Raw genomic sequence first — 20,914 nt, 5'->3', positions numbered from 1 at the left:
AGTACCCGATTCAACACCCACTGTTTCGCGCAACCACTCGTGGCGTAATCATCTGATTTTGATCGGGATGATGATGTCGCCGCCGAACGTAAATTGCGAACGCTTCGTTCCGGCGCCGAATGGCGTCGTTCCGTTCAACGAAGTATCGTAACGAACTTCGGGCCTGACAACCAGGCCGTCGAATTCTTTGGGTACCGGGGGCCTGATCGCAAGTCCGACCGTCAGGGCGCCGTAGGTGGTCGCGCCGCCGCCGATCGCCGTACCCAACGGATTGCCATGCTCGACCCTGACAAAGTCTAGGTTGCCGGGGAATGCGGCAACGAAGAAACCACTGTTGTCGCGCCAGACTTCTCCGCGTCCGGTGATCTTGAGCCAATCGTTGAGGGCATAGGTGACGTATTGCGCGACGCCGCTTCCGACCGCGTTGAAGCCGTCCTCACGAATATAGTTCAGGTCGGTGGTGAGCGTGAGCTTGTCGGTTGCCTTCCAGACGATCGTCACATCGTTGAGATAACGCAGAGCCCTATTCGGATTGACACCCGCAAGCACGGCCGACGAGACATTGGGATTTTCCGGGCCGATGTGGGTCGTCGCCAGCACGGTCAGCGCGCCGTCCATCAAATTGAGTCCGATCCCACCGTGGAACGCCGCAGCCGTGTTGTTGTCGCCGCCATTGAAGCGGTCGAACCTGTTGCCGAAGGTTGTATTCACACCGGTGTCGATGCCAGCATAAACATCGAGGAGGTGCGTTAGATGGGTGGTCGTCATGATCCCGGTGTGCTTGAACGGAATGCCGAAATTGAAGATGTAGGAGTGCGAGTAGAGCGCATTGTCCGGCGCGTAAATAACTTCGGCGCCTTCCAGGGTTACGTATTGTCCGACCTTCACATCCACGCCACCCGACGTGAGCCACGGCAAATGAAACAGAGCGTGGGCCTCGACGATGTCAAACTGATTGCGGCCGCTGATCGATTGATCGAACTCACCCAGAAAATGCGTGTACCGGGCATCCGAGCCGTACATCGCCTGGAACTTGAATCCGAAATCGTATCCGCTCGCTTTGGGATCGAGCGGACGCTGAACCGTCAGCAGCGCCTGGTTCATCAACAGGGAATTGGCCTTATCGGTGAAGAGGTGGCCAAAATTAATGCCGCCGGAAGGCCCCTCATTGAAGGTGATCCCCGCTTGCACATGGCCGGTTATGGTGACGGTATCCCACCAGGACGGCAACGCGGGTACGGAAGTGCGCGCCTTCGTCGTCAAATCTGCACCCGCCGCGCCGCCGACCGAAAACACCAAAACGACCAGTCCGAGCAGTACACCCTTCCGCATTGTAGGCTCCCCCGCGCGACTACTTGCAATTTCGTCCTGTCTTGGAATTCAACAAAGCTTATCACGCTCCTTTTCCGCGGGGCGGTGATGGATCACCCAGAGCTCGACCGCGCCAATGGCTGCGACGACGATCCCCACCACGAGATGCACCTGCATCGCCATGGTATCGTCGTTGAAGTTGAGGACCCACGGGCATATTGCCAACCACGATCCGATCGTCAGATTGATCCATTCTTCCGATTCGAAAAACGCCGGAATTGAAACGGTGTCAAAAAGGTCGGCAATCGAAAAGATTGCGACGACGCCAATGGCGGCGCCGGCCATCCATGATGTGTGCCATCCGAGTTGCGATTTGAATCCGAGTAACCACGGCGACAAGATCAGAAAGCCGCCCAATGCGAGATTGATGAAATCGACGAAAGCTTCGGTTTTCCGGTTTCGCTGGAACATGGCGACCTCGCTTCGTGAAGGCCACACCACACTATTGTAACGACAGTATAGTCTCGTTCGACGGAAATGTGCCAGCGGTTTCCGCTTGGGAGCCCAGAGGACAACGCCATAGCATGCTCCATGGCCTAATCGTTCGCGGGGCTGGAGAGGCCGGCATGAGCCAAGCCGGCGCGGGGCGTTCCTGCGATGACGGGTTTGAAGCCGATGTTCAAAGAATCCGACGACGGCCTGTAACCATGCGTTCGCTCTGTTCGAACTAACTTAATAACAGGCGCGCGAGGAGCGATCGAGGTTCGCGAAAAGACGGGCCGCGAGCGGTGAGGACGCATAGCTTTGTCGTTTCGGGCGGGAGCCGAGAAAAGAAACGATATGCACTGCTTCTATTGTTCCGACTCATTGATTAAAACGCGGGGTCGGGCATCGCGTTGAGGCCATCGGATGGCCGTCCATAAACGCGGCGATTGCAGAGACAAACGCGCGCGTCAGGAGACGGGGCGTTTTGGCCGATCAAGAATCGGTACGAGGCAGATAAATGAACGAAAATATACTCTGGGGAGGAGCCACGATTTCAATCGTTGTCGTATCGTGGTGTTTCTACCGCCTTGTCGTGCCGAAGGGCTGGCGGGAGTGGACTCGCGCTGGAATCGTGCAGGCATTCGTCATCGCATTTTATGCCGAGATGTATGGATTTCCCCTCACGATTTACCTATTAGCCCGAGTCTTCAATCTGGACGTCGCGGGAAATCTTTGGGATGGCAATCTCTGGGTTTATCTGACGGGCAGTTGGTGGGTAATGCCAGCTTCCATGGCTCTCGGTTACACTGTTGTCTTTTTTGGAGCCGCTCTGATCATCGCCGGCTGGCGTGAAGTGTATCGAGCGAGAGCGAGAGGGCGGCTCGCCAGGGGTGGCCCTTACAGCTTGATGCGCCATCCACAATACGCTGGCATCTTTCTGGCGCTGTTTGGCGAAAGTGTTGTGCATTGGCCAACGCTATTCTCACTGACGGCCTTCCCTATCATCGTCGGCGCGTACTGGCTCCTGGCCAGAATGGAGGAGAAGCAGATGATCCAACAGTACGGTGATAAATATCGGAGCTACCAAAGACGGGTGCCGATGTTCTGGCCGGATCACCGCGGTTGGCGCGTAGCCTTTAGAAACTACTCGTTTCGACGGATGCTTTGAAGGCGGCAAAGGACCGCTCAATCTGACCAGTGTTTGGAGTGGGCCCCTGGTGCCGGACAGGTAAGCAGAGTTGAATTGACTGGGTGGCCGGGCTTTTGGAGAAAAGCCCATGCCGAGACACCGATCCCACAGCGTTGAGTTTAAGCGCCAGGTCGCCCAGGAATTTCTGAGTGGCGAGACGCTTCACGGCCTGGCCAAGCGCCACGACCTTTCGCGTAACCTGATCCGTATCTGGGTCGAAAAGTACGAGGCCGGCGCGCTGGGCGACGACGCGCGCGCTGCGGATCTGGTCCAGGAATATGAAGCGCGCATCGCCGCGCTCGAGCGGTTGGTCGGCCGTCAGGCGCTCGAACTGGAGTTTTTAAAAGGGGCTCTGAAAAACGTACCCCGGCAGAGAAGCGCGACTACATCCGTGATCACCGGCCCCGCGGCCTGTCCATCGCTGAAGGATGCCGGCTGATGGGCATCGCGCGATCAACCTATTATGATGCGCCTGCGGCGCGCACTGGCGATGTCGAGCTGTTGAACGCGATTACCGCGATCTGCGACGAGTTCGAAGCCTATGGCTGGCGCCGCGTGCAGGCGGCGCTTCGCCATCGAGGCGTGATCGCCAACCACAAGCGGATCAAGCGCCTGATGCGCGAGCACGATCTTCAGCCGCGCCGCCGCAGGCGTTATATCGCCACCACCGACAGCGACCATGATCAGCCCATCTTCCCGGATCGTTCGAAGGATATCATCCTTGATGGCCCGGACCAGCTCTGGGTAGCGGACCTGACCTACGTCGCCATCATCGGCGGCTTTGCCTATGTGGCGATCATCCTCGACGCCTGGTCACGCCGCGTCGTCGGCTATGCGATCGGCAGGTCGATCGACGCGCGGCTCGCGCTCGCGGCGCTGAAGGTGGCGATCGAGCGACGGCGTCCGCGACCAGGATGCATTCATCATTCGGACCGCGGATCGCAATACGCATCTGGTATCTATCAAGCATTGCTGGCGGCCCATAACTTAGTCGGCTCGATGAGCCGGCGCGGAAACCCGTACGATAACGCCAAGGCGGAGAGCTTCATGAAGACACTCAAAGTCGAGGCGGTCTATCCGATGGCATTCGAGACCTTCGACGACATCGCCGAGCAGCTTCCCAGGTTCATCGACGACGTTTACAATCAACGCCGCCTGCATTCCGCGCTCGGCTACATCAGCCCCGTGCAGTTCGAGGAGCAACATACCCGGCCATGGTCAAATCAGTAGTCTGATTTCTGTCCGGCACCAGGGGCCCACTCCAGTTGTCGTCCAATGGAGCGTCGAGGCCGAGAACCAGCACCCTGACCTTCCAATTGTTGGAGAGATTACATTGTCCTCTTGAAAGGAGATGAAACAATGGAACTGAATAGAAATCTGACGACCCGATCTTCTGGCTCTCCGGCGGCCGGCAGAAAGCGAGGTTGGCTCAGTGGATGGAGCGGGCTTGCGGTCTGCGCGGTCGTTTTCGTCGGTGCGATCCTTGTGTTCAGTGGCGCGTTCGGCACGCAGAGCGCTGGAAAACTGCTGCCACTGCTGTTCTTGCTGCCGTGTGCAATCATGATGTTGTGCATGAAAAATATGGGTGGCAATCAGAACGACACGGGCAGTTCAAATGTCAAAACTGGTGTTCACAAAACCGATTCTGACGACAGACATTGACCCTGAGGCTCAGGAAAAACGTTGCCGGGTAAATTGTGGCTGTCGGTCCGGAGAGAAGGCGTCGTGTCTCGTGAACGCGCGATCCTAGTGTCGTTTGCGACATTACCTTTCCACCCGACCGAGTATCAATCATTGCGTAACCAACCTGCGAGAAATTGTTCGCGATTTTATCAGCGCAGAGCATTGAAGCCGCCGTTGCCGGCGATCAGTAGGATATCACGGCCAGCTATTGACACTTCAAGTGAACGTTTTTGCGACTGCCGATCCCCACGTACCCGCCGTTCTTACCTTTCGTAAGAAAAGTCGGGTCGCTCCAGGCAAGTACGGTTTTGGAGCGCACTTCAGCATCATCGCTGTCAGCGGTCTCGATCACATCGCTCCCGGAGTGCCCTAAAAATGCGAGCGATCGTGGCTTATCGAACGTCTTGGACCAAGACGCGAAGTACGCAATTGCCGTCATTATCGAAAGTCCAGCTACACTGACGAGGATTTGTGCCAACACGGTCTGCGAGCCTGACTCCAATACGAAATGGGCCAAGAATGACAGGATAATTCCTGAACAAAAGACATGGAGAGACTGTTCTCCGCATTTGATCAGAGGTTGAAGAATACTGCATTGCAAGCCGCTCCAGTTCACGGGCAGAAGCCGTGTCGCCAACAGTGCAATGAACGCAAAATGGATCACGCGGTAAGGAGCGAGGTCGGTCTTGTCATTTGGATTGAATGCGTCAAAGAGCCATTTTGGAAATTCATTCGCCAGATTCGGGATATGACCGGCCATCGTCATTGCGAATGAAAATAGCAAATAGACGACTCCAACATAAAGAAGACTTCGTGAACGAATGAGACGGCGTGATCGCTTTGCGCCGCCCACAGCAAACCATGCGCCAAGAACGAACAGCAGCTGCCACGTAAAGGGATTGAAATACCATGCTCCTTCGGGGTAGGCGGACAAATTCCAGCCGAAATGTCGCGCAGCGAGGTAGAGATACAATGATCCCAACATCGTAGCATCGGGCAACCGCAACATGAGCCATAAAATTGGCAAGATACCTGCCAAAAGGACAATGTAGAGGGGGAGAACGTCCATGTTAAGGGGCTTGAAACGGAGGAGCAAGCCCTGGGTAAGGACGTCGAAAGGGTTGCTCACCAAACCGGCAATATTGAATTCATTTATGAGCGTAGGATTATCGTAACTTTGTGCGATATGGCCGATCATGGCCGCATACAACACAAACAAGAAAATGTGAGCGACGTAAAGCTGCCAGACGCGCTTCATCAACCAGGACATTCCCGCAACAAAGCCGCGCCGCCGCATAATATTCGTGCAAACCAGCGATGTCATATATCCTGACATAAAGATGAAAAGCTCAGCCGCGTCACTGAAGCCGTAGTTTCTGATCGTGATCCACGCGACAACGTTGTTTGGAATATGATCAAGAAAGATCGCCCAGTTAGCGATGCCGCGAAACAGATCAAGACGATGATCGCGTCCGCTGATTGGAAGAGTGTTGTTTGCCGGCGTGTGTACCATTTTAACTTCCGACTGCTTGCGTGCGGTGGCCCTGTTTGCGCTCGAACGACTATTCGAAGAAGCGGAATGCATTTGGAGAACCGATGTCGGGGATCCGGGCGCATTGTGGAGGGATCGTTTTGTAAGTAGGTCGGTGTAGCCCGAAAATTGTGTTTGGCTCGATGACGATAGCCCCGTTGTCCAGAGTGATAACCTTATGCACCCGCTGTGAAGGCTAACCCTCACGGCGATCTCGCGATGTAGTCTGTCAGCGCGGTGATTTGACAATCCCCACAAGGAAGTTCGAAGAGATCACCGTGTTGGTTACAAGTTCACGCTGATGTGAGCGGCAGGGCGACTCTCTCAGCGGAAAGTGGTGGTGATAAATTGATGTCCTGGAATTGTCTCGAATGACGGGACACTCGATCAGCGGGCGACCGATCCGCAGCATCTGGTGCCGGGGTAATGAAAAGCCGTTCGACGGCAGCAAGGAGGATGGGTGATCGTGTCGCGGTGATCTTCGCCGAGCCGGGAAAGACCGACAGGCTTATCGAGCAGCATTGCTAGACCAGATGGTGAGGTCGGGCTCCCGTCGATGCCCAGCTTTTTGTCAGGAAGGCACCGCCGTTTTGCAATCGCGCCGGATTGTTCCGCGAAATGATAGAAGAGACGTTGCGCATGACGCCGCGTCACAAGACCGATTCCGACATCAGTCAAGAGGTAGGGCTTCGTCGCGAGACGATCGTAAGCGCCCTCGAGAGGCACACATTGGCGAAAGTTGGATTATGCCGCCCCGGACGTTCAGCGTTTCGGCGCCGAAGGAAAGCCGGCGCTGGTCGTCGCATTCGTCAGATCTTTGACCTCTGCCCGCGCGTCATCGAACACAACGATCGCCGTTTTTTCCTTAAACGAAACGGTGACTTTTGAGACGCCGGAAACCTTCTCGATGGTCTTCTTGACCATGTAAGGACAGGCTTCGCAGTACATGTTGTCCACCGCCAGGGTGACGGTTTGTTGCTCCGCCATTGCCCCGCCGGAGGAAATGATAAGCAACCCGAGCGCAAGCGAAGTGGGGAACTTCGTCATTGATCTCTCCATCATGATGTCAGCACGGGCCAAAGGACGTTGAACGCGATCGCAGCGACAACCAATATCGTCGCGACGACGAGCGTGGGATTTACGAATTTACTCGCCGATCGAGTTGAGCATGCCGCATCTCTTTTTTGGTTCGATGAGCGATGCCACAGCCAGTATCCACACCCAAGACAGGCAACCGCTACGGCAATGAAATAGGGCTGATAAGGGGCGAGCCGAACCAGCGTGCCTATCCATGGAGCGCTGGCTCCCAAGGTAAAAAGAAGCAGCGGCAACATGCTGCACGACGCCGCCGCGACAGCGCCCAAGGCACCACCCGCCGCGGCGGCATTTTGTAGGCGCGTTACGTCGCGAGAACTATCGGCACCTCTGCTCGTCATAACGCCAGCCTGTCAGACCGCCAGTTCGGGAATCCAGATGTACACCGCGTTCAACATGTAGAAGCCCATCGCGATCAGGAGCACGCCACCAGCAATCTCGAAACCTCGCCGGTATCGGGCAAAGTGGCTGAGGTTTTCAAGCCAACTGACGGCGAAGGCGCCGATGGCGATGGGCACGGCGCGGCCGAGAGCGAACGCAAGAAGCAACACCACTCCAAGCCAGACCGACCCGATTCCCGCCGTGACACCGAGCAACACCACCAAGGTTGGCGTGCAGATCGGGCACACCGCGATGGCGAACGGGATTCCGAGAAGGAAAGCTCCCCACGCGGCGGCTGGGCGGCTTGCCCGAAAGCCGAACGACGGCAGCGGTATCCGAAGCCAACCAGCCCACATGAGGCCCAGGATGATCAACAACGGCCCGAGAAAAAGCCCCCAGCCTCGTCCAGCGATATCCGCGACCCATTTCCCGCCCAATCCTGCGATCAGGCCGAGAACCACATGGGTGAGAACCATGCCCAGGATGAACATGGCGCCGAACAGGAATGCCTGGTCCTTGTCCCGACCCTTGGTGACGTAGGCGAGCGAAACCGGGATCGAAGCCAAAGCAACAGGATTGAAGCTGAACACAAGCCCGGTCAGAAACGCGACGCCCGCGGCGGCGCCGCCCGCATGCTCCACTGCCAGCCGTAGCGATTCTGCATCCATCATTCGCGCCCTTTACTTCGCTCGATCAGCGCCGTGCGCAGTTGCGCTACAGTCGGCATTGACGTGAAAATGAGTTTTCCGTCGACCGCGATGGATGGGAGCGTCAGCACGCCGAGTTCGACCGCATAATCGAGTTCATCGAGAACATTCAATTCTCGCCACACCAGATTCTTCACCGCTTCCTGAGCGGTTGTCCGGAGCCTGGCGTGCGCAACGACGCATTCGGAGCAGCCGGGGGTATAGAACATCTCGACTTTCATGGATCAATGCACCGGTGTCTTGACGTTGGCTCGTTCCAGAGCGGCGATAATCGTGCACTCGTTTACTGGCTGGGTTTCGTTCGCGCAGTCGGCTATCAGTTGATCGAGCGCCTTGGACATCGCCTTCATCGCGCGAATCTTGCTTTCGATCTGCAATTTCTTTTCGACGGCTCGGGTGCGGACGTCGCCGCAACAAGCCTTGTCGCGTCCCCGCAAGACAAGGAGATCGCGTATCTCGGCAAGCGTGAAGCCGCAGTTCTGGGCATGCTTGATGAAGCGGATGCGCCGTGCCGAGTCCTTGTCGTACAGCCGATAACCAGCAGGACTTTTCCCTGCAGGTTCGACCAGGCCTTCCTGTTCGTAATAGCGCAACGTGTCGTTGCTGACGCTTGTGAGGGAAGCCAATTTGCCGATGGTGAACATGCAGTCTCTCCAGCGTGTGTTCTAGACCCCGGAGTATACTCCAGGGTCAAGCGCATCATTGGGGTGTCAGCCGCCTGCCGCGCATCGGTCTGGATATGGTATCCAGGCCAGCCTGCATCACCCTTGGATGGATATCGTTGGGCGCGCGGACGGGACCTCGGAACGGAACAACGCCAAGGACAACAAGGCGAGGGTCATCTCGACGACTGCGAACACGCCCAACGCGGCCGCGAAGCTGTAACGAAGCAGTTCGCCGAAGATGAGGCTTCCTAGTCCGAAGCCGATGAAGAGCATGAAGACGTTCAAGCCCATCGCCTGCCCGGCACGTTTGCCGCCGAGCGAGGTAACAATTCCCGCGAAAAGCGGTTGGGTCATGTCGTAGCCCAAAGACAGGACCATCGCGACGATGGGGGCGAGAACCATCGGGAAGCCGAGCATCAGTGCCGCCGCCGCAAGAGCGCTCAGCGACAGACCAATGGGTATCAGTCTGGCCCGGCCGAAGCGATCCGCCGCCCGACCGATCAGCGGCCCGAACAGGAGGCCGGGCACGCCATAACCGAGGAGCGCGAGGCCAATTCCGATGGGCCCGACGCCGTATCGTTGCTCGAAGTACACGCCAAGCCAGGTGAAGACGCCGGAATGGAATATCGAGTTGACGAGGACAAAACCATAGGTGCGCTGCCCACGCGGCGTGCCGAGTAGATCCTTGTAGCCGCGGACCAGATCCCGGAGCGTACCGGTCACCGATTGAGCCGTGGCGGCAATGACGGATCGATAGGGCAGAAGGACAAGCAGAAGCACCGCGCCGACAGCCCCGACCACGACGAACAAGCCTTGCCAGCCGACGAACGGCACAATCATCGCGCCCAGTGGCGAACCGAAGGCCATGCCGCCAGCCATCGCGCCGAACAGCCAACCGAGCGGTCGGCCCCGCTGTTCGTAGGGATACAGCCGTCCTACCAGTGCTAACGCAAGCGGAACGACGCCGCTCGCGCCGATTCCAGTCACGGTCCGCCACAGTGTGAGCTGCTCAATGGACTGCGCGGTTGCCGTCAGCATGGTGAGCGCCGAGAAAGCCATCAAGGACACGAACATCACGCGATGGATACCGAGCCGATCCGCCAGAATGCCGTACGCGAGGGTCGCGATCCCATAGGGGATCAGGTAGGCTGGCACGATGAGACCGACGGTTTGGACCGAGGTTCCGAAGGCGTTCGACAGGACGGGTATGATCGGCGCCACCATGTAGGCCTGAAAGAAGATGATGAAGGTCGCCGCGGCGAGCATCCGCAGGAGGCGCTCGCGCCGCCGACCGTCGATCGCGCCCAGCGCCATTCGCTGCACTCTCACAAGATCATCCTGTGCCATGTCACGCCGCCTGCGATGTTGTGCGAGCAATCGGACGCCCGACACTCCGGATCGCATCAAAAAAGAGCCGCGGCGTTCCCCATAGCGAGTTGATGAAAATCGCAGTGACGCTGACGGCCATCGCCACCATCGCCCACACCGGATGGATCAGGCCGGTGGCGGCGAGCGGAATGCCGAGGCCGTTGAAGAGAAAGGCGAGGGCGACGTTCTGAACCATCTTGCTGTAGCTCCGGCGGCTGATATCGCGGGCGACCGGAAGCGCATCGAGACGATTGGACAGGATGATGATGTCCGCTGACTCGATCGCTATATCGGTGCCGCTACCCATGGCGATGCCGATATCAGCTTGCATGAGAGCGGGGGCGTCGTTGATGCCATCGCCTACCATCGCGACCCGGGCGTTGATCTGAAGCTCTCGAACGATTCTGGCCTTGTCCTGTGGCAAGACTCCCGCGTGAATCTCGTCGATGCCAACGTCCCGGCCGACCCGCTGTGCCGCGCGCTCGTTGTCACCGGTGACGAGGATCGTCCTGAGACCTGCTTTGCGCAGCGCGGCGACGGCCGAGACGGCGTCCGGTCGGAGTGCATCGCCCAAGGCGACAATGCCCAGCGCGCGTCCATCCCGAGCGACGGCGATCACGGTGCGTCCCGCGGCCTCCAGGTTTTCGATGGCCTCACGAAGAGGCGTGAGGTCAATATCGAGGTCGGCGAGGAAGCGCGGACTGCCGACGAAGACCTCGCGGGCGTCGATGCATGCAATGATACCCCTTCCGGGGAACGCCTCGAATGATTCAACGTCGCGAGGCGTTGCGCCGTAATCGAAAGCCGCCTTGATCACCGCCCGTGCCAGCGGATGCTCCGAGGATGCCTCGGCGGCGGCGGCAATGGCGAGAAGTTCCTGCTCACTTACATCCACCGCTCTGATCTCGCGCACCGTTGGACGGCCTTCGGTGAGCGTACCCGTTTTGTCGAGGATGATTTGCGTCACCGTTCGGAAGCCCTGGAAGGCCTCGCCAGTCCGCATCAGAATGCCGCGCTCGGCAGCCTGACCAGCACCGCGTACGATGGAGAGCGGCGCTGAGATGCCGATGGCGCAGGGGTAACCCATCACCAGGACACTCAGACCAGCAAACACCGCACGTTCTACGTCCACAGAACCCGTGCCGAGCCAGGAGCCGATGAGCCAGCCAATGAAGGCAAGGGCGGCGATCAAAAGAACGGTCGGCGTGTAGACCCGCAGCACGCGATCAACGAGATGAAGAAGACCGGGCTTCAGTGCGCGTGCGTCCTCAACGTGACGGATCACTTGATGCAGGAAGCTGCCTTCTCCGATCGCCGTGATCCGCAGCAGGAGGGTGCCCGTGCTGTTGATCGAGCCGCCGATGACGGAATCGCCTGCGGTCTTCTCGATCGGGACGGCCTCGCCGGTCACCAATGATTGGTCAACGCCGGAATGACCGTCGACCACCGTACCATCTGCGGGGATGCGCTCGCCGGGGCGAATCCGCACAAGATCGCCGATCCTCACCTCATCAATCGGCAGTTCCAGTTCCTCGGTGCCGCGCACGACGCGCGCGGTCTCAGGTTGCAGGTCCAGCAGGCGCTTCACCGCCTGGGAACTTCGCGTCTTCACGATGAGTGAAAGCCACTCTGAGAAAATATGATAGGTGCCGACCATCACCGAAACGGCGAAGAAGGCCGCGGTGGGATAGCCGGGCCGATCGAGGACCAGCCCGATGACACCACCAGCTATACCTGCGAACGCGCCGATCTCGAGAAGCACGTGCTGATTAAGGATGCCACGGCGTAGCGCCTGAATGGCCATGTAGAGAATGTGCCGTCCCACTCCGAAGACAAGCATCAGAGCCAAGGCACCCGCAAGCCAAGGTGCCGCGTCCGTCAGATATCCCTGCAGATTGAGGTAAAGCAGGCTGAGTGCCATGACCGTTAGGCCCAACGCGGCGCCGATGGCGGTCCACAATCCGCTTGATCGCAACACCAGGAATACAAACCCTCCGAGACTGAGGCACACCATGGCCGGTAGAAATCCGATCCAGCCCACGGCTGGATCGGCAATGATGGGAATAGCTGCGACGCTGAGAACAACCGCGAGAACAAAACGCCGGGCTTCGCGCACCAGATCGTGCTCTTCCTCTTCAAAGGCCCTGAGCTTGCGGGGGTCGGAAATCGTGTAGCCGATGTCGCGCAACGTTTGGAGCAGATGTTCGGGGCGCGCGATTGTTGGATCATACTCAACCAGCGCCTGTTCATGCGTCAGGCTCACGGCCACCTTGTCGACGCCCGGCATTCGGCCAAGCGCTTTCTCGATGGTGCCGGTGCAAAGCGAGCAATGCAGACCTCCGATCCGGGCGCGAATCTTTCTGCGATTTGGTCGCGTCGACGGTTCCTCTGTCCAAAGCGCAAATGGGGAGGCGGTTGCCGTTGAAAGAGCCATCGGAGTCTCCGTGAGTGCGCGAGCACGCGCTGAATGGGAAAGCGAGACGGGGCCGTGACGACCATGCCTAATCGCGTGCTACGACCCGAAAGCCGGGCTTTTGAATCGTATCGACGAGGCGATCCTCCTTGACGGATTTGGGATCGTAGAGGATGCGTGCCGACCCCTCGTCGAACGACACCTCGGCCACTCGTACCCCAGGTTCCTTTTCCACGAGCTTCTTGATCGTGTTGGCGCAGGCGTCGCAGTTCATGCCTTCGATTTTGAATGTTGTCGTTTTCATCCGATGCTCCAATTTGAGATATCGCGGTATTGGAGCGATGCTAACCCCTGGAGTTACCTCCTAGGTCAAGTCGCTGAGTCTCGAATCTTTTCGCTAGGCCCGCCCTCCGTCCTTTGGGTCGCTGCGCTTGACCAAATGACGACCTTAAAAATTAAACGGCGGCCACATCTGGCAACTCGTCGGTCGACTTCTCCATTTGTGAGCTCTTGCAACGGCAGGCATCAGCCGCTTGGATCGGGCTACGCTGCAGCTCCATAGTCTTCAAACGGATCAAAGCGCTTGGCCGCGTCGATCTAGGTTTGCCGCTGCAGGCGTCGCAAGGCGGCCGGCGCTGCAGTTGGCTGGCCGATGACGCGCAAGCGAGGCGCTCTCGCGCCAAGCGGGCTTCGGATCATTTGCTCTTCGAGCTTCTCTCAGCGCGAACTCTTGCATAGCCCGTTTCGTAGGCGCCGGGCCGCATCTCGAAGAGTGCATCGATGATCGGACACTCCGGTACCAGATCCCGCGTGCACTGCGCTGCCATATCCGACATCACTCGTTCCAGGCGCCGAAGATCTTTAATTTTCTGACGAATATCGGCGAGATGCTGGACTGTGAGTTCGTGCACCTCTCGGCAACTGCAGGTATGGCCGTCGACAACAAGCAGCAGCCCCCGCAGTTCGTCGAGACTAAAGCCCAATTCCCGGCCGCGACGCACGAAATGCAATCGTCTCGCGTGCTCCAGCCGATAGACGCGGTAGCCGCTTGCGCTACGTACCGGCGACGGCATGATTCCGATCTTCTCATAGTAGCGGATCGTTTCGACGTTCACGCCGCTGCGTTCTGAGAGAACTCCAATCGAAAACCCATCAATCTGTTTGATCATCGACGTCACGCATTCGTGAGAGATTTCGCTTGACCCTGTAGTCGCTACAGACTCTAGGGTCACCATAGACCGATTGCGAGAGAATGCTCAATGGTGGTACGCGACGAGACCTCGGCCCTACCACCAGCGCCAAAGCGCTTGGACGGCGTTGCGTTGCTGTCGGTTGGCGGCATCGTGGCGGCACTCGGTGCCGCTACGTGCTGCGTGGTGCCGTTCGGTTTGTTTCTCGCTGGCGTTAGCGGGGCGTGGATCGGCAATCTGACCGCGCTCAAGCCATATCAGCCCCTGTTCGTCGGACTCGCGGTCGCTTGTCTTGGATGGGGCTATTATATCGTTTACCGCAATTCGAAAGCGAATGATTGCGTCGAAGGCTCCTACTGCGCCCGTCCATCGTCCAGCAGAAACGCGAAGATCGGGTTGTGGGTGGCGACGCTCTTGATCGTCATCGCCGTGGGCTTTCCTTACATCGCTCGTCTTTTCCTCGACACCTGAAAATAGGGAGATCATCCGTGAAGATTCTACCGCTCGTCGTACTGATTGCTGTCCTTGTGTCATCCGGAGCAGCAGTCGCCACCGAGCAAACCGTGACGCTCAACGTCGCCAACGCTACCTGTGAGCTTTGCGGTCCGATCGTGAAGCGCTCGCTCAGCAGCGTATCTGGCGTGCTTGATGTACAGATATCGGAGGCTGAGGGGGCTGTCATTGCAAAGGTGCGCTTCGAGGATAGTCGCACGGATGTTCCCGCGCTGATCACCGCGACCACCAATGCCGGCTATCCCTCGCACATCTTGCAGTAAGGCCGCATCAGAACGATCATCGGGATGGATTCTATCGAAGTAACAATTTCATTCCGTCTGCCACCGCAGATTCCTGCAGGCGATCTAAACATACGAAAGTCGAAGCGATGACCGACTCCCGCAACCCGAGTGCCAACAACGGCAATGGCCGGTACGACCTTATTGTCGTCGGCGCCGGCTCGGCCGGCTTCTCGGCCGCGATCACCGCTGCCGAGCAGGGCGCGCAGGTCGCGCTCGTCGGGCACGGCACGATCGGTGGCACCTGCGTCAATTTCGGTTGCGTACCCTCGAAAACGTTGATCCGGGCAACCGAGGCAGTGCATCACGCCAATATTGCATCGACCAGGTTCGACGGCATCGAAAGCGGCGCGCGCGTCACCGACTGGGCTGCGCAGGTCGCGCAGAAGGACGCGCTGGTCGCGAGCCTGCGTCAGGCGAAGTATGCCGACTTGCTCTCGGAATATAACAACGTTGCCTACCATGAAGGTCGGGCACGGCTCGTCGAGGGAGGCGTCGATGTGGGGGCGCGGCTTCTCGCGTCGGAGCGCATCATCATTGCAACTGGTGCACGTCCCGCGCTGCCTTCAATTCCAGGGATCGGCGAAGTGTCGCCGCTCGACAGCACGATGGCGCTTGCCCTGACAGAGCTGCCGCGCTCCTTGATCGTGATGGGCGGGGGCTACGTAGGGGCCGAACTTGCGCAGACCTTCGCTCGCGCCGGGGTCGCGGTGACACTGGTCTTCCGCAGTCGCCTTCTGCCAGAGGCCGAGCCGGAGATTGGGCAAGCGCTCGCGGACTATCTGACCGATGAGGGGGTCACGATCGTGAGAGGCGTGACCTACGATTTCGTCCGCAAGACCGATGACGGCGGCGTCGCGCTCGCGATCACTCGGAATGGCGGCCTCGAGGTATTGACCGCCGAGCAGATTCTTGTCGCTACGGGGCGCACCCCGAACACCCAAGGCCTGGGACTTTCCGAAGCAGGCGTCGCGCAGACATCGTCCGGCGCGGTCGTCATCGACGACCGTATGGGCACTTCGAAGGCAGGCGTCTATGCGGCTGGTGACGTGACGGGCAAGGACCAGTTCGTCTACATGGCGGCCTATGGCGCAAAGCTCGCGGCCAGGAACGCACTGAATGGCAACAGCCTGCGCTACGACAACACTGTCATGCCCGCAGTTGTCTTCACCGACCCTCAGGTCGCCAGCGTCGGGGTCACCGAAGCGCAAGCTCGTGCTGCCGGGCACGCCGTGCGTACCTCAGTGCTCTCGCTCGACAACGTGCCACGCGCGCTCGCGGCCCGCGACACTCGGGGTCTGATCAAGCTTGTCGCGGATGGGGCGACCCGCAAGCTTCTTGGGGCGCACATTCTTTCTCCGGAAGGAGCCGACAGCATCCAGACGGCGGCGCTTGCAATCCGCTGTGGGCTGTCGATCGACGATTTGGCAGAAATGATCTTTCCCTACCTGACAACCGTCGAGGGCTTGAAGCTTGCGGCGCAGACGTTCGACCGGGATGTGAAGAAACTCTCCTGCTGCGCTGGGTAATGGCGGGGATTGTGCCATCTTCACGTCGGTCCCCAGTCCTTACACTGCCTGATCGAGATTCAATCGCTTCGCGAGTTTTTTGGCCGCTTCTTTGCGCTCGCTGTAACGATCCGTGAGATATCCGGATACGCCGCGCGTCAACAGCGTGAACTTCATAAGCTCTTCCATGACGTCGACGATCCGGTCGTGGTAAGGCGACGGCTTCATGCGCCCGGTTTCTTCGAACTGTTCGTATGCCTTGGCGACCGACGACTGATTGGGAATCGTAATCATTCGCATCCATCGACCGAGAACGCGGAGTTGGTTGACGGCATTGAACGATTGAGAACCGCCGCACACCTGCATCACGGCCAGCGTTTTGCCTTGCGTCGGCCGCACCGCGCCGATTGACAACGGAATCCAGTCGATCTGCGCTTTCATGATCCCAGTCATCGCGCCGTGGCGTTCCGGACTGCACCAGACTTGACCTTCCGACCACGCCGACAATTCGCGAAGCTCCTGGACCTTCTCGTGGGTCGCAGGTGCGTCGTCCGGAAGAGGGAGGCCGGAGGGATCGAAAATCCTGGTTTCCGCACCGAACGCTTGAAGGAGACGGGCCGCTTCCACCGTAGCGAAACGGCTGAACGACCGTTCGCGCAGTGATCCGTACAGCAGAAGAATGCGCGGACGGTGCGTTGGCATTGGACGATGCAGCAATTCAGGATCGGGAAGGGCGAAAGCTTCGTCATTGACGTTTGGCAAATCTTGCATCTCAGTCCGCATTTATGATCTCACCGTCTTCCTTCACGAACCGTCCGATATGAGGATTCGAAAGAATGGACAGCACTTCTTCGGACGGGCGACAGAGCTTGACGCCCTTGTGCGTCACGACGACAGGGCGGTTAATCAGAATGGGATGCGCAATCATGAAGTCGATCAGTTCGTCGTCGGTCCACTTGGGATCGGCCAGTTCGAGAGCGTCGTAGGGCGTACCCTTTTGGCGAAGCAGGTCACGAGGGGAGATACCCATTCGGGTCATCAACTCGATCAGATTTTCGCGCGACGGCGGTTGCTTCAGGTATTCAATGATTTCCGGCTCGACGCCGCTTTGACGGATCATCGCCAAAGTATTGCGGGACGTTCCGCAATCTGGATTGTGATAGATAGTGACGCTCATGAGTGAATCTCAACGCTTTTGGCTTTGTCCGGATCGCGGGATTCATACCAGCCGCGAGACATCTGCACGATCTTCACGACCGAGAGCATCACGGGCACTTCGACGAGGACGCCGACGACCGTCGCCAGTGCCGCTCCGGAATTGACGCCGAATAGGCTGATGGCCGCCGCCACGGCGAGTTCGAAGAAGTTGCTGGCGCCGATCAGCGCAGCGGGCGCGGCCACGCACCAGGCCACTCCGAAACGGCGACTGAGCCAATAGGCGAGGCCTGCATTGAAGTAGACCTGGATCAGGATCGGGACCGCGAGAATGGCGATGACGGCGGGCTGTGCGACGATCTGCTCGCCCTGGAAGGCAAACAGGAGGATCAAGGTGGCGAGGAGGGCGATCAGGGACAGCGGCTGAAGTCGGCTCAGGGCCCGGGTGAATGCGGCCGAGCCGATGTTGAGCAGGGCCCGCCGCCACACCTGCGCAATGATGACCGGTGCGACGATGTAAAGCGCGACGGACAGCAACAGCGTTTCCCATGGCACCGTAATCGACGCCACACCGAGGAGCAACCCGACCAGCGGCGCGAACAGGAACACCATCAGGACGTCATTGAGGGCGACCTGGCCAAGGGTGTAGTGAGGTTCGCCGCCAACGAGGTTGGACCAGACGAAAACCATCGCGGTGCAGGGTGCCGCCGCCAGCAAGATGAGTCCGGCGATATAGGACTGAATTTGGTCGGCCGGGAGCATCGGCGCGAATACATGGCCGATCAACAGCGTCCCGAGCAGCGCCATCGAGAAGGGTTTGACCGCCCAGTTGATGAAGAGTGTCACGCCAACCCCGCGGGCATGCTCTGTGACTTTCCGCATGGCGGTGAAGTCGATCTTCAAGAGCATCGGGATGATCATCAGCCAGATCAGAACTGCGATCGGCAGGTTGACCTTCGCGATTTCCGCGCCTGAAACCGCGACAAAGAAACCTGGCATCAGATGGCCGAGACTGATCCCGACCACGATGCAGAGCACAACCCATAGAGACAGATATCGTTCGAATGCGCTCATGTCATGCCACGCGCGGTCGGCCCAACGTCGAGCCCTCTGAATTTCCGATGTCGCGAAGCTTGGTGCCTAGCGCCATCGCATCGATCGAGCCGAGCGGCAGGGCGAGGAATGGCGCAATGCGGTTTTGCATGTAGCGAAAGGCGGAAACGAAGGCGGCCTCCTTCTGGAGGTCGGTGCCTTCGACGGCCGCGGGATCTTCGATGCCCCAGTGCGCGGTCATTGGCTGTTCCGGCCAGACAGGGCAACTCTCCCCCGCTGCGCTGTCGCAAACCGTAAAGACGAAGTCCATGACGGGTGCATCTGGAGTGGCGAATTCTTGCCAACTCTTCGAACGCAAACCGCCGGTAGGATAGTCGAGGCTCGACAGCACACGCAATGCAATCGGATTGACCTCTCCTTTGGGCTGACTGCCCGCCGAGAAGGCGTGGAAACGGCTATCGCCGTCCTTGCGCAGGATGGATTCGGCCAGAATTGAGCGTGCGGAATTCCCCGTACATAGGAACAGGACGTTGTAGATGCGGTCAGGCACGGGATTTCTCCTTCTTCCTCGGAGGCGGACAGCAAGGGACGAGGCTTTCGAAAATAGGAGCGCAAATTTCCTGACGGCCGCCGCAACAGTCCTGCAGCAGGAAGACGGTGATTGCCTGAAAGGTGGTTAGGTTTGCCCGATACACGATCGAACGGCTGTGCCGCTCGGATGTCACCAGATCGGCTCGCGTCAGCACGGAAAGGTGGGCCGAGAGCGTATTCTGCGGCACCTCCAGCAATCGCGCGAGATCGCCGGCGGCCAATCCATCGGGTTCATGTTGTATCAGGACCCGGAAGGCCTGGAGGCGGGTTTGCTGCGCGAGGGCGCCCAGCGCGAGGATGGCTTGTTCGTTTTCCATATATCCAGATGTATGGAAATACAGAGATTTGTCAATCCGTTTCAGAGAAATCGCGGGTATCGGCGGTGGTTTCCCTCATCGTGCCGGGCTTGATGTTCGCGACCAGCATGCCGCTTATGTATGCAATCGGCACTTCGCTCGTCGCCGTCACCGCCTTCGGCGCAGCCACGGCGGCAAGCTACGCGGCTTCCGGACTGATCGACTGGAGGATCGCGGCACTTTTCATCCTCGGCGGCGTTGTGGGAGGAGCAATTGGTGTTGCGCTTTGCCGCGTGCTGGCGTGGCGAAAACGCGTGTTCGCCTTTCTCTTCGCAAGCGTTGTTCTGAGTGTCGGCGTTTACGTGGTGGCACGCAGCATCATCGCACTCGCGTGAGTCCGGTCTGGCAAAGGAGAAAAGCAGATGATGAACGACATGATGGGCGTTGGGATGTGGGGCATGGGGTTCGTGTGGCTCCTTATCCTGGTCCTCGTGGTCCTCGGGATTGTGGCTCTCACCAAATACATCCGGCGATGACGCTTCAGGCCCGCTTAGCCTCTCACATAGGAGAATGGGACAATGAGCTACTACTTCGCGCAAACACTCCAGTCATCCTTCGATGACGCAGTCGCCAACACCACTACTGCACTGGAGGAGGGCTTCGGCATCATCACCGATGATCGACGTGAAAGCGCTCAAGCGCAAGCTCGACGTCGATTTCCGCCGCTACAAAACCCTTGGGGCGTGCAATCCGAAGCTGGCAGACGAGGCGCTGAAGCTGGAGGACAAGGTTGGTACGATGTTCAGGAGTCGGGGTCGACGCCGCGACGGGCAGGTGCTCGAAAACGAGATCGAAGGGCCTCTTCCGGATTGACGCCAGTCCGGGATGCGGCATCCCGATGCTGACCAAGCCGATCGCGTCCGAGGCGGGTTTCGATTTTGAAAGGCAGCGTATTGCCTCCGCAGGAGTGCAGGGACAAATGATAAAATCTCTTTAAAATCAGTTTCCGTGGTTGGTCGGCGTCAAGTTTACCAACTGATTTGCGTAACGTAATAGTATTCTCAAATTCGATCTGCTATTTCTGAATCATGGAACGCCGACCGCTCCAGGGTTTGTCGAAGCTGAAAGCGCCCTACCTTCGTAGGGCGACGCTGCTTTTGCTTGCCCTGATGTATCTATTCGTCGGCTTGGGCAATGTCGCTTTTTGCACCGAGGAAACGGTCGCCGCGACTGTTTTCTCGCAAGTTGGCACCGTAACCGGCACTGCGTCGGATGAGGGCGATTCCACGAAAGCGCCCATTCTTGCAGAGCATTGCCCTGTTTGTACACCGGTCGTGATGCCGACGTCCATGCCCCTGGCCTCGCCAATGGAGCATCCGGTCAAGATCGCCTTCGTCGCGCCTCAACGCTTGCTTGAGGACCCTCCCAAGCTCGACACGCCGCCCCCCAAGCACCTGACCTGAAGACCGCCATCACGCGCGCCAGGCCGCGCGTCGTC

General features: G+C 58.7%; 26 protein-coding genes and 1 pseudogene. 10 read left to right on the top strand and 17 right to left on the bottom strand.

Annotated elements, in window-relative coordinates; all coding sequences use genetic code 11:
* Positions 1–48: 48 nt before the first annotated feature.
* The gene (locus tag AC1RKJ_RS22405) at positions 49–1,296 is read right to left on the bottom strand and encodes a porin (protein WP_492793314.1); all 1,248 of its coding nucleotides are present in this window, start codon (positions 1,294–1,296) and stop codon (positions 49–51) included.
* 84 nt (positions 1,297–1,380) lie between these two features.
* Positions 1,381–1,782, bottom strand: a complete 402-nt coding sequence (locus tag AC1RKJ_RS22400; RefSeq protein WP_043855032.1) for an SPW repeat protein — start codon at positions 1,780–1,782, stop codon at positions 1,381–1,383.
* Positions 1,783–2,314: 532 nt separating this feature from the next.
* On the opposite strand from AC1RKJ_RS22400, the gene AC1RKJ_RS22395 reads away from it, so the two are divergent.
* The 4 genes from AC1RKJ_RS22395 to AC1RKJ_RS22380 all read left to right on the top strand — a co-directional run bounded on the left by AC1RKJ_RS22395 (position 2,315) and on the right by AC1RKJ_RS22380 (position 4,648).
* Entirely contained in the window at positions 2,315–2,965 is a 651-nt protein-coding gene (locus AC1RKJ_RS22395) for a methyltransferase family protein (protein ID WP_011505149.1), read from the top strand.
* Between the two features lie 109 nt (positions 2,966–3,074).
* The gene (locus AC1RKJ_RS22390; protein ID WP_043855031.1) at positions 3,075–3,425 is read left to right on the top strand and encodes a transposase; all 351 of its coding nucleotides are present in this window, start codon (positions 3,075–3,077) and stop codon (positions 3,423–3,425) included.
* Positions 3,374–4,216, top strand: coding sequence for an IS3 family transposase (locus tag AC1RKJ_RS22385; protein WP_152648147.1), 843 nt, complete (start codon positions 3,374–3,376; stop codon positions 4,214–4,216). Before AC1RKJ_RS22390 ends, AC1RKJ_RS22385 begins: the two co-directional genes overlap by 52 nt.
* Before the next feature lie 129 nt (positions 4,217–4,345).
* The gene (locus AC1RKJ_RS22380; RefSeq protein WP_200894372.1) at positions 4,346–4,648 is read left to right on the top strand and encodes a hypothetical protein; all 303 of its coding nucleotides are present in this window, start codon (positions 4,346–4,348) and stop codon (positions 4,646–4,648) included.
* A gap of 226 nt (positions 4,649–4,874) precedes the next feature.
* Here the strand turns inward: AC1RKJ_RS22380 and AC1RKJ_RS22375 are convergent, their stop codons facing one another.
* The 10 genes from AC1RKJ_RS22375 to AC1RKJ_RS22330 form a co-directional block, all read right to left on the bottom strand.
* Positions 4,875–6,182: an OpgC domain-containing protein gene (locus tag AC1RKJ_RS22375; RefSeq protein WP_200894371.1), complete on the bottom strand. Its 1,308-nt coding sequence runs from the start codon at positions 6,180–6,182 to the stop codon at positions 4,875–4,877.
* A gap of 780 nt (positions 6,183–6,962) precedes the next feature.
* Positions 6,963–7,280, bottom strand: a complete 318-nt coding sequence (gene merP, locus AC1RKJ_RS22370) for a mercury resistance system periplasmic binding protein MerP (RefSeq protein WP_492793266.1) — start codon at positions 7,278–7,280, stop codon at positions 6,963–6,965.
* Positions 7,259–7,534, bottom strand: coding sequence for a mercuric transporter MerT family protein (locus AC1RKJ_RS22365; RefSeq protein ID WP_244468597.1), 276 nt, complete (start codon positions 7,532–7,534; stop codon positions 7,259–7,261). Before AC1RKJ_RS22365 ends, merP begins: the two co-directional genes overlap by 22 nt.
* Before the next feature lie 114 nt (positions 7,535–7,648).
* Positions 7,649–8,347, bottom strand: coding sequence for a cytochrome c biogenesis CcdA family protein (locus tag AC1RKJ_RS22360; RefSeq protein ID WP_298272459.1), 699 nt, complete (start codon positions 8,345–8,347; stop codon positions 7,649–7,651).
* Positions 8,344–8,604 (bottom strand): thioredoxin family protein, encoded by a 261-nt coding sequence (locus AC1RKJ_RS22355; protein ID WP_043854958.1) that lies wholly within the window; start codon positions 8,602–8,604, stop codon positions 8,344–8,346. The genes AC1RKJ_RS22360 and AC1RKJ_RS22355 overlap by 4 nt, the downstream gene beginning before the upstream one ends.
* Before the next feature lie 3 nt (positions 8,605–8,607).
* The gene (locus tag AC1RKJ_RS22350) at positions 8,608–9,027 is read right to left on the bottom strand and encodes a heavy metal-responsive transcriptional regulator (protein ID WP_043854959.1); all 420 of its coding nucleotides are present in this window, start codon (positions 9,025–9,027) and stop codon (positions 8,608–8,610) included.
* Positions 9,028–9,144: 117 nt separating this feature from the next.
* On the bottom strand, positions 9,145–10,395 hold the full coding sequence (locus AC1RKJ_RS22345; RefSeq protein WP_292619072.1) for an MFS transporter: 1,251 nt from the start codon (positions 10,393–10,395) through the stop codon (positions 9,145–9,147).
* 1 nt (position 10,396) lies between these two features.
* Positions 10,397–12,850 (bottom strand): heavy metal translocating P-type ATPase, encoded by a 2,454-nt coding sequence (locus AC1RKJ_RS22340; RefSeq protein WP_043854961.1) that lies wholly within the window; start codon positions 12,848–12,850, stop codon positions 10,397–10,399.
* Positions 12,851–12,917: 67 nt separating this feature from the next.
* Positions 12,918–13,133 (bottom strand): heavy-metal-associated domain-containing protein, encoded by a 216-nt coding sequence (locus AC1RKJ_RS22335; protein WP_043854962.1) that lies wholly within the window; start codon positions 13,131–13,133, stop codon positions 12,918–12,920.
* Between the two features lie 391 nt (positions 13,134–13,524).
* Positions 13,525–13,995 (bottom strand): MerR family transcriptional regulator, encoded by a 471-nt coding sequence (locus tag AC1RKJ_RS22330; RefSeq protein WP_052506854.1) that lies wholly within the window; start codon positions 13,993–13,995, stop codon positions 13,525–13,527.
* A gap of 93 nt (positions 13,996–14,088) precedes the next feature.
* Here AC1RKJ_RS22330 and AC1RKJ_RS22325 point away from each other — a divergent pair, with 93 nt between their 5' ends.
* The 3 genes from AC1RKJ_RS22325 to merA all read left to right on the top strand — a co-directional run bounded on the left by AC1RKJ_RS22325 (position 14,089) and on the right by merA (position 16,342).
* On the top strand, positions 14,089–14,490 hold the full coding sequence (locus tag AC1RKJ_RS22325) for a mercuric transporter MerT family protein (RefSeq protein WP_043854963.1): 402 nt from the start codon (positions 14,089–14,091) through the stop codon (positions 14,488–14,490).
* Between the two features lie 17 nt (positions 14,491–14,507).
* Positions 14,508–14,795 carry a cation transporter gene (locus AC1RKJ_RS22320; RefSeq protein ID WP_043854964.1) on the top strand — a complete coding sequence of 96 codons (288 nt, stop codon included), beginning with the start codon at positions 14,508–14,510 and terminating at the stop codon, positions 14,793–14,795.
* A gap of 107 nt (positions 14,796–14,902) precedes the next feature.
* Positions 14,903–16,342, top strand: a complete 1,440-nt coding sequence (merA, locus tag AC1RKJ_RS22315) for a mercury(II) reductase (RefSeq protein WP_292619071.1) — start codon at positions 14,903–14,905, stop codon at positions 16,340–16,342.
* A gap of 39 nt (positions 16,343–16,381) precedes the next feature.
* Here merA and arsH read toward each other — a convergent pair whose 3' ends face one another.
* Genes arsH through AC1RKJ_RS22290 form a run of 5 tightly spaced genes read right to left on the bottom strand, consistent with a single transcriptional unit; the run spans position 16,382 to position 19,437 of the window.
* Complete coding sequence (arsH, locus tag AC1RKJ_RS22310; protein WP_043854969.1) at positions 16,382–17,092, bottom strand: arsenical resistance protein ArsH; 711 nt, start codon at positions 17,090–17,092, stop codon at positions 16,382–16,384.
* A gap of 1 nt (position 17,093) precedes the next feature.
* Complete coding sequence (gene arsC, locus AC1RKJ_RS22305) at positions 17,094–17,498, bottom strand: arsenate reductase (glutaredoxin) (protein WP_043854970.1); 405 nt, start codon at positions 17,496–17,498, stop codon at positions 17,094–17,096.
* Positions 17,495–18,550 carry an ACR3 family arsenite efflux transporter gene (arsB, locus tag AC1RKJ_RS22300; protein ID WP_043854971.1) on the bottom strand — a complete coding sequence of 352 codons (1,056 nt, stop codon included), beginning with the start codon at positions 18,548–18,550 and terminating at the stop codon, positions 17,495–17,497. Before arsB ends, arsC begins: the two co-directional genes overlap by 4 nt.
* Position 18,551: 1 nt before the next feature.
* Positions 18,552–19,079: an arsenate reductase ArsC gene (locus AC1RKJ_RS22295; RefSeq protein ID WP_043854972.1), complete on the bottom strand. Its 528-nt coding sequence runs from the start codon at positions 19,077–19,079 to the stop codon at positions 18,552–18,554.
* Positions 19,072–19,437 (bottom strand): ArsR/SmtB family transcription factor, encoded by a 366-nt coding sequence (locus AC1RKJ_RS22290; RefSeq protein ID WP_043854973.1) that lies wholly within the window; start codon positions 19,435–19,437, stop codon positions 19,072–19,074. Before AC1RKJ_RS22290 ends, AC1RKJ_RS22295 begins: the two co-directional genes overlap by 8 nt.
* A gap of 40 nt (positions 19,438–19,477) precedes the next feature.
* Between AC1RKJ_RS22290 and AC1RKJ_RS22285 the strand changes: the two are divergent.
* The 3 genes and pseudogenes from AC1RKJ_RS22285 to AC1RKJ_RS22275 form a co-directional block, all read left to right on the top strand.
* Positions 19,478–19,811, top strand: a pseudogene (locus AC1RKJ_RS22285) (TSUP family transporter); the annotation flags it as partial.
* A 280-nt stretch (positions 19,812–20,091) separates the two neighbouring features.
* Entirely contained in the window at positions 20,092–20,289 is a 198-nt protein-coding gene (locus tag AC1RKJ_RS22280) for a DUF302 domain-containing protein (RefSeq protein ID WP_052506855.1), read from the top strand.
* 239 nt (positions 20,290–20,528) lie between these two features.
* The gene (locus tag AC1RKJ_RS22275; protein ID WP_244468584.1) at positions 20,529–20,879 is read left to right on the top strand and encodes a hypothetical protein; all 351 of its coding nucleotides are present in this window, start codon (positions 20,529–20,531) and stop codon (positions 20,877–20,879) included.
* Positions 20,880–20,914: the final 35 nt, after the last annotated feature.

The organism is Afipia sp. GW822-FHT04G07, assembly GCF_058800765.1.
This window is presented reverse-complemented; position numbering and strand designations above follow the sequence as displayed.